The organism is Dolichospermum lemmermannii CS-548 (genome assembly GCF_028330815.1).
In the GTDB taxonomy this organism is placed as follows: Bacteria; Cyanobacteriota; Cyanobacteriia; order Cyanobacteriales; family Nostocaceae; genus Dolichospermum; species Dolichospermum lemmermannii.
The window spans coordinates 1-16,440 of sequence record NZ_JAQMTJ010000196.1; the positions used below are offsets into that span (position 1 = coordinate 1).

Consider the following 16,440-nt stretch of genomic DNA (forward strand, 5'->3'; position numbering starts at 1 on the left):
AAATTTACTTAAATCTAGGCTGGTTTCCTATTAATTCTCAATAATTAATGTTTATTGAGAATATAGGCTCTTTCCAGAAAAGCCTCTAACCCTTTTGAATACTCATTTTTAGCTGGTTTTCTTACATCGAACTCAGGTTAGATATAAGTAATGAGACAAAATTAATTACACAAATATTTGGACTGAAATCCTTAATGGACAAAGGATTGGTAAATAAATAATAGTAATTAATTCTATCCAGGTACTTACCTCATCCATCTTGAAACCTAAAGTGAAGTTTTTGTTAGTTTAAAACCCCTTCCCTCAATCCCCTCTCCTTAGGTAAGGGGAGGGTAGGTTTTGCTTTAGCAAAACCGGGGTGGGGTAATTCGATAAACTACAGGTTTCATCTTGAACGTGGTTTAAATTAAAATGGCCTGTGAATTTTATTTTTTTCAGAAATTATGTCTACAGAAGGAACTCCTGTTAATATTCCACAGACAGCTTTAGCCGCTTTGGTGGATGTTTTTGTGCAGCAAGGTCATCCACGTCAATATGCTGAAGCGATGGCGACTTCAATCATTTTTCAGACTGATTTAGATTTACGGAATGCTCAGATTGCCAATCTCTTAGGCTGGCTGAAACAGGAGCATAATGATATCTATCCCTCAGCCTTAGATGTAGTTGGCAAAACTTCCGAAGAATTTGAACGTCGAGTTCAAGAAGGTTAAGTGTCTAGACTCGATTTGGTGAATTTCAAAAAATAGGGTTAAAAATTAGCTGTTTCAGCTAATTTTTTCCTCAAAGGTTTCCCACTTACCAGGTATTCTTATGACTAATTTCAAAATTATTTCTCCTCTATCTGCGATGCCTACTACCAGCGAAGCTATCGCTCAACAAACCCGTCAAGCTGCTAGTAAGCTGGCAGTTCTCTCCTCTGAGGCCAAAAATCAAGCTATTGAAGCGATCGCTCAAGCTTTAGAATTGGCAAAGGATGATATTCTGCAAGCAAACCTAGCTGATTGTCACGCAGCAACAGCGGCAGGAATCGCTAAACCCCTTTATAAACGGTTGCAGTTAGATGAACATAAATTAAGGGATGCGATCGCTGGTGTGCGAGATGTTGGTAAACTAGAAGATCCTATTGGTAAAGTCCAAATTCATCGAGAAATTGACACTGGTTTAATTCTCAAACGCATTACCTGTCCTTTAGGCGTTTTAGGCATCATTTTTGAAGCCCGTCCCGAAGCCGCAATTCAAATAGTTTCCTTAGCAATTAAATCCGGTAATGGTGTCATTCTCAAAGGTGGTAAAGAAGCATTACGTTCTTGCGAAGCGATAATTAAAGCCATTAAACAAGGATTATCTCAGACTGCGGTTAATCCTGATGCCGTGCAATTGTTAACCACGAGAGAAGAAATATTAGAACTTTTGCAATTAGATAAATATGTAGATTTAATTATTCCCAGAGGTTCTAATGCCTTTGTGAAATTTGTCCAAGATAATACCCGCATTCCCGTATTAGGTCATGCTGATGGCATTTGTCATCTTTATGTAGATCAAGCTGCTGATATTGCCAAAGCTATTAGTATTACTGTAGATTCTAAAATTCAATATCCCGCTGCTTGTAATGCCATTGAAACTTTGCTAGTTCATAGTAGCATTGCTGCCGAATTTCTCCCCCAAGTTGCCACAGCTTTACAAGCACAAAATGTAGAATTAAAAGGTGATGAACGGACTATACAAATTTTATCTGATATTGCCACAGCCACAGAAATAGACTGGCAAACAGAATACAGCGATTTAATTTTAGCTATTAAAATTGTTGATTCTTTAAATGAAGCAATATCCCATATTGAAAATTATGGTTCTCGGCACACAGAAGCAATTATTACTGAAGATATTACAGCGGCAGAAACATTTCAAGGCTTAGTCAATGCAGCGGGAGTTTATCATAATTGTTCTACTCGTTTTGCTGATGGTTTCCGTTATGGATTTGGTGCTGAAGTGGGAATTAGTACCCAACAAATGCCACCTCGTGGACCAGTTGGGTTAGAAGGTTTAATCACATATAAATATCAAATGTCTGGGAATGGACATATTGTCAAAAGCTACACAGGTGCAAACGCAAAATCATTTAGTCACCGTGATTTGTAATCATATTATTAATCTCGTTCCCAGTCTCTGACTGGGAATGCTGAATTGCGGCTCTGCCGCTAGTGATAGAGGAGGCAGAGCCTCATAGCTGGCATTCCTAGTCGGAGTACAAGGAAATATATTTGACGGGAGGCAGAGCCTCATAGCTGGCATTCCTAGCCGGAGTCTAGGAACGAGGGAAAGTCTTTAAACCAAGGCTTTTAGTAAGGCTTGTAGTTTAAGTTGCACTTCGGCAAATTCCTTTTGAGGATCTGAACCAGCAACAATACCCGCACCTGCATACAGTCTAGCATAATTACCATCAATTAAAGCCGAACGAATCCCCACAATAAATTCACAATTTCCTTCTCCGTCTACCCAACCTAAAGGGGCTGCATATAAACCCCTTTCAAAACTTTCATAACGGCGAATTTCTGCACAAGCAATATCTCGTGCTGCCCCAGCAACTGCTGGAGTAGGATGCAGTTTAGCAACGATTTGTAAAGGGTGAATATTATTGGGAACTACTGCACTAATTGGTGTCCATAAATGCTGGATATTAGATAATTGTCGCAGTCTGGGGGCTAAAACTTGGGGGAATAAACCCAGTTGAGATAAATGTTGAGTAATAAAATCTAGAACCAGTTTATGTTCGTGTTTTTCTTTGGTACTATTCACTAAATTGTTAGCATTTGTAGCATCTTCTGTGGGTGTTTTTCCCCTCGGTGCAGAACCTGCCAAAGCATCAGTAATTAACTGCCGTTTGTGAATACTAATTAATCGTTCTGGACTAGCACCAATAAAGTTTTGTCCTTGACCATTACTGGTGGAAAATACATTGCAATTAGGATGTATTTGGCGGAGATTATTTAAAGATTGTAATAAGTTAAAATCATGATTAGCACTGACATCTAAGATATCAGCTAAAACAATTTTTCTTAACTGGTTAGCATGAATTATTTCTAAAACTGAGGAAACAGAAGTTTTAAATTTTTCACCGTTATTAGTGATTTTTTTATATAAGTTTAAGGGAAATTTATCAATATTTAGAGAATGGGTATGCAAAGATCTAATAATTTCTAAATGGCGTTGTAAATTATCTAATATTTTGGTAATATTAATCCTAGAATTGATAATTGTATTCATTACTAATGTGCAGCGATTATTTTTTAAAGCTATTTGCCAACAAGGTAGGAAAACTGTAGCAGAAGGAAATGGACAATCTACTTTTTTATGCTGATCAAAAAAACTGAAAGTACAAAAAAATCGAGGTAGGGAAAAAGTCTGATTTTTGTGAGAAATAGGAATTATATTTTTCAGACAATTTTTAATAAATTCTTCTGATTTTGTAAACCTATCTTTACCAGAAATTTCTATTTTATCTAAAGTATCAATTGCTGCTATTGCTTCACCATTACTTTTATTTTCAAAATAAAAGTTTATGGTATTTTTCTGATTAAATTGATCAAAAACCAGCAAAGGATCAACTAAGCCAATTTCTAGGGGAATACTCACAATTTTACTATAATTATGGCGACGGCAATTTTCCTGAATCTCTAATAGTAATTGATTAAGGTATTTGTAGTCTACAAAGGTGTGGCTGCGACATGGTGAAATTGTCATGGATGTATAAGTTAATTTTTATTAAGTTATCTTCCTAAAATGTAATAAATCATGGTGGTATTTTTATAGGTAACATAATTCAGTCACCATTAACCAGCATAAACTTAGCCTGATTATGGGGTTTATCCTGTTTTGGCGGCAAGATAGCGGGTTTTATGCCAGGATATTCGCCTATAATCATAAAACTAGCATTTTTTGGTAATTTATTGATTGTACCGATAAGTGATCAACAATCCTAAATCTAAAATAGCTAGTCAAGTATCATGCAAAATTATAAAATTTAACTGATAACTAAAGTTCTGGTAATTTAATTAATCACAACTGATGACTTCAACTCAGATTTCACCACCTCAAGCTAAATTATGGATGGCGGCTATTAAACCGCCAATGTACAGTGTTGCTATTATGCCAATTTGGGTAGGTTCTGCGGTAGCATTTAGGGAAATAAAGATTTTTAATCCCATAATATTCTCCTTGTTTATTGCTGCGGCAATTTTGATTTTAGCTTGGGAAAATATTAGTAATGATGTCTTTGATGCCGAAACAGGAATTGATCAGAATAAACATCATTCATTGGTGAATTTAACTGGTAACAAAACCTTAATGTTTTGGATAGGAAACCTGTGTTTAGGTTTGGGTTTGTTGGGAATAATAGCGATCGCTATTTTGCAAAAAGACCCCACAGTTATTGCCATAATCCTCTTATGCTGCGGTTTGGGCTATATGTACCAAGGTCCCCCTTTCCGTCTAGGATACCAAGGTTTAGGGGAAATTCTCTGCTTTTTTGCCTTTGGTCCTTTGGGTATGAGTGCGGCTTATTATAGTCAAACTCAAACCTGGTCTATGACCAATTTAGCAGCTTCGGTAATTTTGGGACTTGTTACCAGTTTAGTGTTATTTTGTTCCCATTTTCATCAAGTTGTAGATGACATAGCCGCAGGAAAGAAATCTCCTATTGTGCGTCTAGGAACTCACACTGGTGCAAAGGTTTTAGTGGGTTTTACTGCGAGTATTTATCCTCTAATTTTGTTATTTGTGATTTTGAATATTTTCCCACTTTGGACATTACTTAGTTTTCTGAGTTTACCTTTTGCGGTGAAATTATGTCGTCATGTTTTAGAAAATCACAACCAACCAGATAAAGTCAGCAATTCTAAATTCATCGCTATCAGAGTTCAGTTTGTGAGTTGCTTATTTTTGGGTTTAGGATTTATTATTGGTTAAGTTACATTAAGAATAAACTAACCACAGAGGCACAGAGGACACGGAGGAATGAGGGGTTGAGTTTTTTTTGGAAGTCCCTAATGGGTTATCAATTTTCTTTTCGTTACTTTAGTCAGAAATTTACGAATCCCATTATTACTAATTATGGGGTTTGGGAAATCCGCGAAAGCATAATTATCCGCTTGATTGATGAAAAAGATGACGTTAGTTGGGGGGAAATTTCCCCCATTTCTTGGTTTGGTTCAGAAACTATCAAACAAGCTTTAGATTTTTGTGATCAACTTCCACAAACAATTACCAAAGAGATAATTTTCGCCATTCCCGATAAATTACCAGCTTGTCAATTTGCTTTTGAATCTTCAACCCACCCAGGTGGGTTTCGTCTGTGTAGCAGTGACTTACAGTCGCCTAATCTCACCTACAGCGGCTTATTACCAGCGGGTAAATCAGCTTTAAATCAATGGAGTAATTTATGGGAACAAGGATATAAAACATTTAAATGGAAAATTGCTGTTGATGATATAAATCAAGAATTAGAAATATTTGATTTATTAATTTCTAGTTTACCAATATCAGCAAAATTACGTTTAGATGCTAATGGGGGACTTACTTATCAAGAAGCTGAATTATGGTTACAAAAATGTGATCAATTCTTACCGAAAATTGAATTTATCGAACAACCTTTACCTGTAGATAAATTTAGAGAAATGCAAGAATTAAGTAATTCATATTTTACAACAATAGCCTTAGATGAATCTATCGCCAATCTTCACCAATTAGAATTATGTTTTCAACAAGGTTGGCGGGGAATTTTCGTGATTAAACCGGGGATATTCGGTTCACCATTTCGGTTAAAAGAGTTTTGTAAAAAACATCAAATTGATGTTGTATTTTCATCGGTATTTGAAACCGAAATTGGGAGACAAGCTGCATTACAATTAGCAGCAGAATTATCTGGTAATAACCGCGCTGTTGGTTTTGGAATTAACCACTTTTTTCAACTACAAGAATCAAACTGGCTAGAAAGTCTATGGAAAACCTTTTAGATAATATACAAAACCATGATTGGCTAATTTGTGATCATAGTCAAGAATTACCACAAATAGCCACAGAATTATATTTAAAATTAACTCAGTTATCAACCCCAAAAATTATTATTGCGGAAAGATCACCAGTGAGATTTTTAGCCAGTTTTATTGCAGCTTGTGCGGCTAAATGTCCGGTTTTTCTCTGTAACCCAGATTGGAGTCAAGCTGAATGGGAACAAGTCTTTAATTTAGTGCAACCAGATATAGTTTTAGGAATAGATCATAATTTTTCAAAATCACCAATTATCAATTATGAATTACCAATTACTAATACTATCATGATTCCTACAGGTGGTTCATCAGGAAAGATTAAATTTGCTATTCATACATGGGAAATATTAACGGCTTCTGTGCAAGGATTTACAGAATATTTTTCCATAAATGTAGTTAATTCATTTTGTATATTACCATTGTATCATGTGAGTGGATTAATGCAATTTATGCGTTCCTTCACAACAGGAGGTAAATTAGTAATTACCTCATCTAAAAAATTAGAAACTTCTCAACTACCAAATATTAACCCAGCCGATTTTTTTATATCTTTAGTCCCCACCCAATTACAAAAACTTCTCCAAAATCCCGAATTAACCCAATGGCTATCCAAATTTTCTACAGTTCTGTTAGGAGGTGCGCCACCTTGGGATGAATTATTAGAAAAAGCAAGATATCATCAGATTAGATTAGCACCTACCTATGGCATGACAGAAACCGCTTCTCAAATAGCAACTCTTAAACCTGATGAATTTTTACAAGGTAAATTTAATAGTGGGAAAATTCTCCCCCATGCTAAAATCATCATTGATAATCAACCAGGAAATATAAATATTCAAAGTCAATCTTTAGCATTAGGTTATTATCCCCAAACGTGGGAAAATAGAGATAACTTTGTAGTTGATGATCTTGGTTTTTTAGACAATTACGGCTACTTACATATTATTGGCCGCAACAGTGACAAAATCATTACAGGTGGTGAAAACGTTTACCCAACAGAAATCGAATCAGCGATTAGAAAAACAAACATGGTCATAGATGTCTGTGTAATTGGTATAACTGATAAACATTGGGGACAAGCATTAACAGCCATTTATATTCCCAAAGATCAAAATATTTCTTACCTAGAAATTCAAACCCAACTAAAAAATCAATTGAGTAAATTCAAAATTCCCAAACATTGGATTTCCCTACCAAACTTACCCCGTAACGCCCAAGGTAAAATCAACCGTCAACAACTCCAACAAATCGCCGCAGAATTTATAAAAACCAACTAAGTAGGTTGGCGTTGAAAATTGTCGTCATAGCACTAGGCAAGAGGCAAGAGGCAAGAGTAAAGAAGTTTTCAGCGATTTTACATTTCTTTACACAGTTTGCTTTTATTGTGTTCACCTACTTAATGGAAAATTACATAACCTCCTCCCTCGACCTTCTTCTCTCTGCGCCCTCTGCGTCTCTGTGGTTCGTTTCTAACCAATTATTCATATAATTTGGTAATTCCTGCTTAATTTTACTACTGGCATCAATACAAACGTGCCTAGTAATTACCTTAGCAACCATTACTTCATCTCCTGTCATTTCATAAGTAATTTCAAACTTATCCGAACCTATTTTTTCCGGTAACAAACTAATTACTAAATTGTCACCACAATACATAGGACGAAAAAAATCTACATTAGCATGAACAATAGGAAAAGCTACAGATGGATTAGTAAAAAATGATTTAAGATTAATACCAGAAGCTGCTAATGAAACCTCATAAGCTTCATGACAAATTCTGAAAATATTGGCGAAATAAACGACTCCAGCCGCATCAGTATCTTGAAATCGGACAGTGTAGTAATATGTAAAAGCCATGTTGAAAATTTCCTCAATTCAAATTTGCCATCACACATCATTTTATTTCATATTAACTATTAATAATTAATAAAAACTAATCTATGGTTATTCGATATCTTTTGTAACAGCAAGTTTTTTATGCAATAATCACTAATGCAGTGTAATTTTGCACAATTATTTTTTCAGCAACGTAACACAACAATAATTACGTGCTAGAAGGATTTTGTGATTATATTTGTGATAACTTAAATACTCCATTGGTTAATAACGTCCTTTATCGCGTTCCAAGTCAAAAATTGCTTTTTCGATATACCATCTGTCTGTGTGTCCTGGATGTTTCCCGCGCAATTGGGAAATTATCCTTTCAGCAGTTGAGGTATCGCCACTGAGTTTAAAGGCTGATAAATATCCTCAGAACTAGGATTAAGATAAGGATGCTGCATATCAACTAAATTTTGGGCAAAGTGTTGATTAATAACTTCTATCCGTTCCTCCAGGGCATTTTTACCCTTTTGCCAAGATTCTAACAACGCATTGGCCACAATTTGACAACGATTCATCCCAAAACTTTCTTGAGGAGCAAATTTTTGATTTGGTTCTTCTGCTAACCCTAACCCCGGTGCTAAAAATTTAGTAAATAAGGGAATTTCTGGCTGAAAATAAGCTTGATGTTCTTGATAAATATCTTGAAGAATAGTCCGAATTGTCGGGTAATCTTGGCATTCAAAATGCAGCACTCCGGCATCATAACGCCCATAAGCTGCGGGATTATAAAGAACCTGAAAACTAAAGGCAATAGCCGCATTATTTAAGGCTTGGGTTAGGCTCTCCATAATAGCAATTGCCCCTGTTGACGTAAAATTAAAATAAATTCGTCCTCCTCCTAAATCAGCATTTTCTGCATCTTGGTTTTCTATTCCTATATTGCTAACTGCCACATAACAGCCATTTTGCAAGCGATTTTTAGGCATCCATATTGCTATTAATTCCCCCACTTTGGGCAACTTTTTCCGGGGTTGTAGATGACATTCTGGCTCAATATATAAGGTTAATCCGTCCTTACTCACAGCCATACTACCATCAGGTTCAATTCGCAAAATCTGCCAATTGGGTTCATAATGGCCTGTACCATAATTGCTATGATGTAGTTGTTCATAGAAATCTTCATCTACACCTAAACTATTATTTTCTAGGAAATTTACCTGAGATTGGCAATTATTATTATTTGCAGCTAAGACTGTTTGCAGTGAACCATTATAATAAATTCCATAGAGAAAATTTCTCAGCAGTATGTTCAAATACTTCTGTTTTAAAGAAGGTGGATTTTGTTGAAACCTATTTGCTATATTCGCGGGTAAAGCAAAAGGTTGATAATGGGGATGGTAAATACAAAAATTAGGTTCAATCTGGATATTACTGGCAATATCGCATAATGACTGGAAAATTTGATTGGGAGAATCATCAAACATTAACTTGTTTTGCACCTCAAATTTCAGGAAAATATATTTCTAATTATCAGGAATAACATGACTAACAACCGCGCAGACGAGTTTTTTCGTAATAAAGACGGACTAATTGTTGTTCCTTTTGGGGTTGAGGAAGTTTTTGCAATGTGGGGACAGATTGGAAAATTTCTGCTGCGGAGATCCCAAAAATTGTCAATACTGATTGCTCTGGCATAGTCAAAAGGCTTTTAGCAACTTCGAGCATACATAAGTTACTATTATCAAAGGATTTTTGCCATTCAATTCTATTTTGAATCTGTTGAATTAATGCTAAACCTGCAAACTTAATTACCCGCACAATGAAGTCTCGATGATATTCTAAAATCATGGGGAAAGCATTAAGATAAGCCCGGATTAAAGCCAGAATTGAAGGTTGTATTTCTTCTAGAGGAATCATGGCTAAACTTAAAGATTCTGCTAACTCTAATGTTGGATCTACTATTAAACTAGACAGCCAAATTCTTAAATAACTTGCTAATAGCGTTCCTAAATCAAAAGCTGGATCTCCCCAACTGCAAGCTTCCCAGTCAATCAATTTTATCAGGCAATTATCTAGCTGTTCCCATCGGGAATGAACTAAAATATTACTTAGATGTAAATCGTTGTGAGTTAAACAAGATGGTTTCCACTCATAAGCTAAATCAGCAATAGCGGATTCTAAACTTTCGTAACGCTGATAAAGCAGATGAAATTGTAGTGCTTCAGTGGGAATTGTCCCAAATGTGTCTGGATTTATTGATGGTATGCCTTGGGCGGGATTGTAAAAATTATAGCGAAACTGTCCTGCGGGCGCAGTGGACATAAAATCACGATACTCACGTTTATTAAACGTGGCTCGGTGTAATCCTGCTAACGTAGTACCAATCGCGCTGGCAATTTCTGTGGGGAAAATACTGCTGTGTTGATAAAATTTTCCTAACTCCACATATTCGCTTAAGTAGCTCCGCACTAGGATAGAATTTTCCGCATCAAAGTGGAGCAATGATGATGATATCGCGCCAATATTACCAATTACTGGAAATTGCTGTAATAACTGGTGAAATAGCGACTCATTAAAAAGTTCATGAGAACTTTGATCATTATTAATGTTCCGTTCTTGTTTAATCAGCAGTTGGCGATTATCTGCCAGTATGACCAGTAAATTTCGATTCTTCTTGCTATTTTCTGGCAATACAGATTTATATGCAGCGCCATCTTCCGCGCTACACAGCCCTGCATTGAGCAGATACTGGATAACATTTTGAGAAGATAGTGATGATAACATGAATTATTTCCTAGTGATTTTAATGGCTAAAGAATTACCGCAGTCAATATTGAGGTGGCTGTAGCAGTTCTTAGTTAATGGTAAAAAATTTACGAAACATTGCTACTATCTAGTAATATCCCATTTGTGTCAGAAAGACCTGCCAAAATGGCAATATTAGCTATTTTTTTACTTTCAAATCTACGGAAGAAACTATAAGATCTTGACAATATCTGTAGTATAGCCTTGCACCTTGAATAAAACATTACTGTTTCCAAATTAATTGGTAGTAGATATCCAGCGACAACAACGGTTACTTACAATCGTCAGTGATCCATATTCTCTGTATATATGTTAGTAATTTATCCTGATTATAATCAGTATTGATTTACTTTTATCCCCGATCCTCTCTACTTTAATATATAAATGGCTACACTTGTATTCCTGTAGGTATAAGTTTTATGTAACTTTTCACGGGTGTTATAATTTACTCTTGCTTCATCAAATCAGCTAAGATAAAAATGCCATAGTCAAAAGTCACTATTATACTTAAACTCATAGTGAGAGATAATTTACTCAGTTGATTGATGAATCATCTAGCAATGCTTACGGCAAATACTACATCTTATTCGGCAGTTCAATTTCTACAACGCCAGGCTGCCTCCCTTTTACTGTACCAATCTGTCCTAGAAAGCGACGTAGGCAGAGCGTTTCTGAATTTATTACAAACCATCCGTTACACTGATGGAGATGGGCGGGATTGCCTCCTGGCTTACGGTAGTTATTTCCAAGCTTTAGCCAGTAGTCATCAAACCTGGGAAGAATATCTGATTCAGCAAATTCTCACTGCGGATAATCCTTTTAGTAAATTGGCACAACAGCAGGAATTTAGGCAATTACCCTCAGCTTTAGTAGTCGCTGGACAACATGACTTGCAAATACTACAAAGTTTATATGAATGTAACAGTGCAGTTTTAAGCGAGTGGGTACAAATGGCAACTCATTTACCTATTTCCCCTGTGGTCTGGTATCGAGAACCGGAAGCAGTAGGGGCAGAAATGGGTTTAATCGCATCTATTCCTGAGTTAGAGAATTGGGGTGATGCTGTGGCAGATTTGGCCGCTTATTATCGGCAACATGGAACTGGTTTATTTGCTAAATATGCGGCTTTTCGTTGGCAAAATGGGCAGTTAGTGGGTATTGCTGATGCTGATTCGGTGAAACTGTCTACATTGGTGGGTTATGAGTGGCAAAAAGATGCTTTAGTGAAAAACACAGAGTTTTTATTATCAGGAGAAACTGCGTTGCACGTATTACTTTATGGTAGTCGTGGATCGGGTAAATCTTCTTTAGTTAAAGCTTTATTAAATGAATATAGTCATAGAAACCTGCGCTTAATAGAAGTCTCTAAGTCAGAATTGCCAGATTTACCGAAAATTGTCGAATTGTTGCGAGGTGTTCCCCAGAAATTTATTATTTTTGTTGATGATCTTTCCTTTGAAGAAGATGATGATAGTTTTAAAGCAATGAAAGTAGTTTTGGAAGGAAATTTAACTGCTAGACCAAAAAACGTAGTTGTATATGCTACTTCTAACCGTCGCCATTTAATCCGGGAATATTTTACTGATAGACCTGCTCCCAAGGATAACAATGAAGTTCATGGTTGGGATACAATGCAAGAAAAGTTATCTTTTAGCGATCGCTTTGGTTTAACATTAACTTTTACACCCGCAGATCAAAAAACCTATTTACAAATTGTCCAGCATTTAGCCGCAAACATCAATATTTCTGCCGAAGATTTAGAATTTGAGGCTTTACAATGGGCAACTCGGCATAATGGCCGTTCTGGCAGAACCGCAAGGCAGTTTATTGACTTTTTAAACTCAGATTTAGCTGTGTTTGGTGAAACTAAAAATCTTCCTATAGACTCATGACAAAAGTCACTTATCATGTAATATGAACCTAATTATAACTGTATATTTACCAATGAAAATGTGAGGAATAATGACGTTAATTACTAATAATACTAACAACTTGAGTACCATAAAACCTCGTAAAGTCCAATCAACAATATTTAGTTATCAAGTTGTCTTAGGCATAGCCGCTTTTAGTATCAGTTTTGGTTTAAGCCTCGTCCCTAATTGGGATTTCCCTAAAGCCTTTCTCACTGGGATAATTACAGTTTTGGCTACCTATGCAGCCGCATTTCTTGTTGATAAACGACGCAGAAATGATGAACTGAGGATGATTGGTTCTCTTCAGAGACGCATTCGGGATATAGAAGGATTGAAATCCCGCATTGTTAGAGAAATACAGCAATTAGAAGAATATAGAAATTTATTGTATACAGAAACTCAGCAACTAGAAAACCAAATTGGAGATTGTCGAAGTCAAAGGGATAGTTTACATCGAGACATAGGGACATTTGCTGCTCAGAAAAAGCAAATTGAAGCCGAAGTATGTAATCTTAAAAATGAATTTGTCCATTTAGAAAATAGTAATATAGAACTGAATAATAGCTGCAATAATCTGATCACAGAAAAGCGGAGATTAGAAATAAATTGTCATGCTTCTCGTGCCGAACTTAACCAAATTCAACCTCAAATTGATATATTAAAACAGGAAAAACAAGAACTAGGAAATGATGTAATTTTGCTGGAAAGACTCAAGCCACAACTAGAAGAAAAGCTTTATGAACTAAGAATAGAAGTTCAAACTCAAGAACTGAAAATTGCTAAACAAGATGATTTAATAGTACAGACAAGTACAACTAAATATCATCTTGAAACTATTCTCAATTCTTTACAAAATAAGACATTAGAACAAAAATCTGAAGTTAATCAACTGCAAAATCAAATTTCTGTCTTACAAGACGAACGGGATTTATTGCAAAATCAAGTTTGGGAATTACTGCAACAGGTGGAAACTATTAATTCCCAAACATTTCCCGATAATGAAGAAGATAATTTAGATTTATTTCCTTTTGATGAATTATTAGAACCATTAGATTCCATAAATGGCAAACATGATCACACAGGAAATTTACCAACGGAATGGGATACTTTTTTAAACCATCTCCCCGCTTATGAAATTCAAGTTTTGAAAGCTATCCTTGAGCAAGATAACCCCAGAGCTACTATTAAACAAATTGCTGAAGCTAATATTACTATGCCCAATCTCTTGATTGATGCTATTAATGAAATTGCGACTAATACGATTGGTGAGTTAATTATTGCAACCAATACCGAAGTTCCCGAAATTGTTGAAGAACATTTATTAAATGTGAAAACAATGATTACTAAATATTCAGAAATTAGTTAATTTTTAGCAAGAAAATTTTAGGGGTTTAGCATTGTGCTTTACCCCTATAGATGAGTTATGGCATCTTAGAGGGTGTTTGAAAAGTTATGGTTGATGTATCAAATATTTTTTACCCCACCCTAACCCTCCCCTTGTAAAGGGGAGGGAACTGGATTTTTATTGTTTCCCCTTTTTACAAGGGGGGACTAAGGGGGGTAGCAATGTGATGAAAATTACGGAATACCACTTTTCAAACATCCTCTTAGTCCCTGGGCGCAGGATCTGTTACCCTAGATACTTATACATCAATCAAAATGTTGCCTGCTTCCACTTTCAGAGGATAGGTTGGTAAGGTTTTTTCTGAGGAAACCATTGACAGTAATTTACCAACTACGGGTGGGAAGGGACACCAAGTTTTGACTTCACCATTACCCAAATCAAATGCACTGCGGTGGAAGGGACAAACTATCGCCCCATCTTCGATTTTTCCTTTTTTCAAAGACATTTTTAAGTGAGGGCAAGTATCATCTACAGCATAAAGCTGATTTTCGTGGTTTAAGAGTAGGATTTTGCGATCGCCCACTTTGACTACTTCACGCGCACCGGCAGCTAGGGCGTTAGCAGCTAAAACTTGAGTCCAAGCCATGAGATTCTCCTAATTTTCAATAAAGCTGTTCTTAGTTTCTCGCAATTGTGTCCTATGCGATCGCTAATATCACAGGAGGTAGGGGCTAGAGGCGCAGGGACTACGCCCAAGAGAGTGGATACCGCTAATACCGAGAAATTTAGATTTAGGCAAACTCAATGGTGCTGACAAAATCTAAAATAGCTTTTTTCATTTTTTTCGCTTCTGCTTTCATAGAACCAGGTACTTCACCATTTAAAAAGCTGCGTTGACTACTAACTATATACAAACATTCATTATTGACAAAAGACAATAATCCTCTATAGGCATCTAATCTCATCCCATTGCCATTAGTTTCATGCTTGGATATAGTTGAACCTTGAGGCATATTTACTAATACATAGTAATAACTTTCTAAAGTATCTTGCCAATATTCTTTATGTTTCACTTCCGCCGTAGGAACATGAGAAATAATTGCTTGAGGCACATATTTATCTACCAAAACTTCATGCAGATATACTTCATTTTCTTGGGATTCTAGATCATCAATTTGTTCTAGAGAGAGAGGATAATAATCAATTCTGAGTAAAGTACCAGTATCGTCAGAAAAACTTACCATTCCTTCCTCTGTTTGCAGTTTTCCTCCCTGTTCAACATTTAAAGGAATAGGAACTATAAAGTTACCCAAAGGTGATTGATAAAATTGTTCACCAGCTTCATTAAAAATGACTGCTTCATATTCTTCTTCGAGATATTCTTCCTCATCTCCAGCTTCTACTGAGTCAATTATCTCTTTGATAATTTCTTCTGCTTCTTCATCGTCCAATTCTAAAGCTATTTGTAGTTGTTTCAGAAAAACTTTTTTATTTGCTGGAATAATTAAATTTTCCGCATCTAAAAGCATAATCACTCCAGCCGCAAAACCATCTAAAACTGCCTCATCAGAAATCCCCGCACTGGCAGCATTAAATAAAGAACCTAATCCAGCCTCTCCGGCAATTTCTATGAGTCTGTCCACCGTTTCTAGCATTTCTTCTTCTGAGTATTCATCAAATATCTCAAACTCCCAGAGAATATCAGCTAAACTTTCTGCATCTATGTCTTCACTGCCAGAATCAACTATGGTGGTAATCACCGCAATTGCCGCTACGGCTTCTTGTTCATTCAATGATTCTTTGATCGGCTCTTTCGATTTGAAAATATAATCATACTTTGTCATAACTTCTATCTCCTCAATTAATTTGTTGTTTGCACTTAATTACTAGGTTGAGAAATCCGGGTTTCAATATCTTCTAGTGTCCGTAATAATAGACGATTTGCCTGTAATTGCCAACCCCATTTTTGAATTCTAAAAGCCGCTACAGTCCCCCCGATAGCTGCTAATAAGCCCATGGGTTGATTTAGGGAAATCCCCAATAATAAACCCAAACCAGCAATTCCCCAAAATGGCAAGGCCACCGTCTGTCTTTGCTCCTCCACAACTTCTGCAATTTTACCAGATGGTATTGTAGCTAATAATGTCGCTTTTAGTTGCCTCTGTTCCGCTAATGGTACTGATAAACTAATCTTGCGGCGGAGTTTTTCCATTTTGCGGGCATCAGTGCTATACTCCGTAAGTTCATCTTCTGCCATTTTTAGCAGTCGTTCTAATTGTGACATAGTAGATTAAGTTTTTTGACTGTATTAGAGCTATTATTCTATATTTGTGGACAACAAGATCCCCAACTTCTTAGAGGGTGTTTGAAAGGTTATGGTTGATGTATCAAATATTTTTTACCCCACCCTAACCCTCCCCTTGTAAAGGGGAGGGAACTGGATTTTTATTGTTTCCCCCCTTTACAAGGGGAAAGGGGGGTAGCAATGTGATGAAAATTACGGAATACCACT

Annotated in this window: 14 protein-coding genes; 7 read left to right on the forward strand and 7 right to left on the reverse strand. The window is 36.2% G+C overall.

From position 1 onward, the window contains the following. The first annotated feature begins 443 nt into the window (after nt 1-443). Nucleotides 444-710 (forward strand): hypothetical protein, encoded by a 267-nt coding sequence (locus PN450_RS12740; protein WP_271836561.1) that lies wholly within the window; start codon nt 444-446, stop codon nt 708-710. Nucleotides 711-810: 100 nt separating this feature from the next. Then, complete coding sequence (locus tag PN450_RS12745; protein WP_271836562.1) at nt 811-2,136, forward strand: glutamate-5-semialdehyde dehydrogenase; 1,326 nt, start codon at nt 811-813, stop codon at nt 2,134-2,136. A 186-nt stretch (nt 2,137-2,322) separates the two neighbouring features. Here the strand turns inward: PN450_RS12745 and PN450_RS12750 are convergent, their stop codons facing one another. Then, the gene (locus PN450_RS12750) at nt 2,323-3,738 is read right to left on the reverse strand and encodes an isochorismate synthase (RefSeq protein ID WP_271836563.1); all 1,416 of its coding nucleotides are present in this window, start codon (nt 3,736-3,738) and stop codon (nt 2,323-2,325) included. Between the two features lie 324 nt (nt 3,739-4,062). On the opposite strand from PN450_RS12750, the gene menA reads away from it, so the two are divergent. The 3 genes from menA to PN450_RS12765 all read left to right on the forward strand — a co-directional run bounded on the left by menA (nt 4,063) and on the right by PN450_RS12765 (nt 7,318). Then, the gene (gene menA / locus PN450_RS12755) at nt 4,063-4,962 is read left to right on the forward strand and encodes a 2-carboxy-1,4-naphthoquinone phytyltransferase (RefSeq protein WP_271836564.1); all 900 of its coding nucleotides are present in this window, start codon (nt 4,063-4,065) and stop codon (nt 4,960-4,962) included. Nucleotides 4,963-5,042: 80 nt separating this feature from the next. Beyond that, nucleotides 5,043-6,008: an o-succinylbenzoate synthase gene (locus PN450_RS12760; protein ID WP_271836565.1), complete on the forward strand. Its 966-nt coding sequence runs from the start codon at nt 5,043-5,045 to the stop codon at nt 6,006-6,008. Continuing rightward, a complete protein-coding gene (locus tag PN450_RS12765) occupies nt 5,993-7,318 on the forward strand; it encodes a 2-succinylbenzoate--CoA ligase (RefSeq protein ID WP_271836566.1) in 1,326 nt (441 codons plus the stop codon). Before PN450_RS12760 ends, PN450_RS12765 begins: the two co-directional genes overlap by 16 nt. A 130-nt stretch (nt 7,319-7,448) precedes the next feature. Here PN450_RS12765 and PN450_RS12770 read toward each other — a convergent pair whose 3' ends face one another. The 3 genes from PN450_RS12770 to PN450_RS12780 form a co-directional block, all read right to left on the reverse strand. Then, the gene (locus tag PN450_RS12770) at nt 7,449-7,898 is read right to left on the reverse strand and encodes an acyl-CoA thioesterase (protein ID WP_271836567.1); all 450 of its coding nucleotides are present in this window, start codon (nt 7,896-7,898) and stop codon (nt 7,449-7,451) included. A gap of 338 nt (nt 7,899-8,236) precedes the next feature. Then, nucleotides 8,237-9,349 carry a T3SS effector HopA1 family protein gene (locus PN450_RS12775; RefSeq protein ID WP_271836568.1) on the reverse strand — a complete coding sequence of 371 codons (1,113 nt, stop codon included), beginning with the start codon at nt 9,347-9,349 and terminating at the stop codon, nt 8,237-8,239. Nucleotides 9,350-9,410: 61 nt separating this feature from the next. Next, nucleotides 9,411-10,649, reverse strand: coding sequence for an aminoglycoside phosphotransferase family protein (locus tag PN450_RS12780; RefSeq protein WP_271836569.1), 1,239 nt, complete (start codon nt 10,647-10,649; stop codon nt 9,411-9,413). Nucleotides 10,650-11,215: 566 nt separating this feature from the next. Here PN450_RS12780 and PN450_RS12785 point away from each other — a divergent pair. Together PN450_RS12785 and PN450_RS12790 are read left to right on the forward strand one after the other, a co-directional pair. Continuing rightward, nucleotides 11,216-12,562, forward strand: a complete 1,347-nt coding sequence (locus PN450_RS12785) for an ATP-binding protein (protein ID WP_271836570.1) — start codon at nt 11,216-11,218, stop codon at nt 12,560-12,562. Nucleotides 12,563-12,632: 70 nt separating this feature from the next. Continuing rightward, nucleotides 12,633-13,949 carry a tellurite resistance TerB C-terminal domain-containing protein gene (locus PN450_RS12790; RefSeq protein WP_271836571.1) on the forward strand — a complete coding sequence of 439 codons (1,317 nt, stop codon included), beginning with the start codon at nt 12,633-12,635 and terminating at the stop codon, nt 13,947-13,949. Between the two features lie 277 nt (nt 13,950-14,226). On the opposite strand, the gene PN450_RS12795 is transcribed toward PN450_RS12790, so the two are convergent. The 3 genes from PN450_RS12795 to PN450_RS12805 form a co-directional block, all read right to left on the reverse strand. After that, nucleotides 14,227-14,574, reverse strand: a complete 348-nt coding sequence (locus PN450_RS12795; protein ID WP_015080325.1) for a Rieske (2Fe-2S) protein — start codon at nt 14,572-14,574, stop codon at nt 14,227-14,229. A 145-nt stretch (nt 14,575-14,719) separates the two neighbouring features. Next, complete coding sequence (locus tag PN450_RS12800) at nt 14,720-15,772, reverse strand: tellurite resistance TerB family protein (RefSeq protein ID WP_271836572.1); 1,053 nt, start codon at nt 15,770-15,772, stop codon at nt 14,720-14,722. A 35-nt stretch (nt 15,773-15,807) separates the two neighbouring features. Then, the gene (locus PN450_RS12805; RefSeq protein WP_148766108.1) at nt 15,808-16,212 is read right to left on the reverse strand and encodes a hypothetical protein; all 405 of its coding nucleotides are present in this window, start codon (nt 16,210-16,212) and stop codon (nt 15,808-15,810) included. Between the last annotated feature and the right edge of the window lie 228 nt (nt 16,213-16,440).

Bases quoted from the DNA above. Each gene is read 5' to 3' on its own strand.
- PN450_RS12770 (WP_271836567.1), bottom strand. From the start codon at position 7,898: ATGGCTTTTACATATTACTACACTGTCCGATTTCAAGATACTGATGCG.
- PN450_RS12785 (WP_271836570.1), top strand. From the start codon at position 11,216: ATGAATCATCTAGCAATGCTTACGGCAAATACTACATCTTATTCGGCA.
- menA (WP_271836564.1), top strand. From the start codon at position 4,063: ATGACTTCAACTCAGATTTCACCACCTCAAGCTAAATTATGGATGGCG.
- PN450_RS12760 (WP_271836565.1), top strand. From the start codon at position 5,043: ATGGGTTATCAATTTTCTTTTCGTTACTTTAGTCAGAAATTTACGAAT.
- PN450_RS12780 (WP_271836569.1), bottom strand. From the start codon at position 10,649: ATGTTATCATCACTATCTTCTCAAAATGTTATCCAGTATCTGCTCAAT.
- PN450_RS12790 (WP_271836571.1), top strand. From the start codon at position 12,633: ATGACGTTAATTACTAATAATACTAACAACTTGAGTACCATAAAACCT.
- PN450_RS12750 (WP_271836563.1), bottom strand. From the start codon at position 3,738: ATGACAATTTCACCATGTCGCAGCCACACCTTTGTAGACTACAAATAC.
- PN450_RS12800 (WP_271836572.1), bottom strand. From the start codon at position 15,772: ATGACAAAGTATGATTATATTTTCAAATCGAAAGAGCCGATCAAAGAA.
- PN450_RS12795 (WP_015080325.1), bottom strand. From the start codon at position 14,574: ATGGCTTGGACTCAAGTTTTAGCTGCTAACGCCCTAGCTGCCGGTGCG.
- PN450_RS12765 (WP_271836566.1), top strand. From the start codon at position 5,993: ATGGAAAACCTTTTAGATAATATACAAAACCATGATTGGCTAATTTGT.
- PN450_RS12775 (WP_271836568.1), bottom strand. From the start codon at position 9,349: ATGTTTGATGATTCTCCCAATCAAATTTTCCAGTCATTATGCGATATT.
- PN450_RS12740 (WP_271836561.1), top strand. From the start codon at position 444: ATGTCTACAGAAGGAACTCCTGTTAATATTCCACAGACAGCTTTAGCC.
- PN450_RS12805 (WP_148766108.1), bottom strand. From the start codon at position 16,212: ATGTCACAATTAGAACGACTGCTAAAAATGGCAGAAGATGAACTTACG.
- PN450_RS12745 (WP_271836562.1), top strand. From the start codon at position 811: ATGACTAATTTCAAAATTATTTCTCCTCTATCTGCGATGCCTACTACC.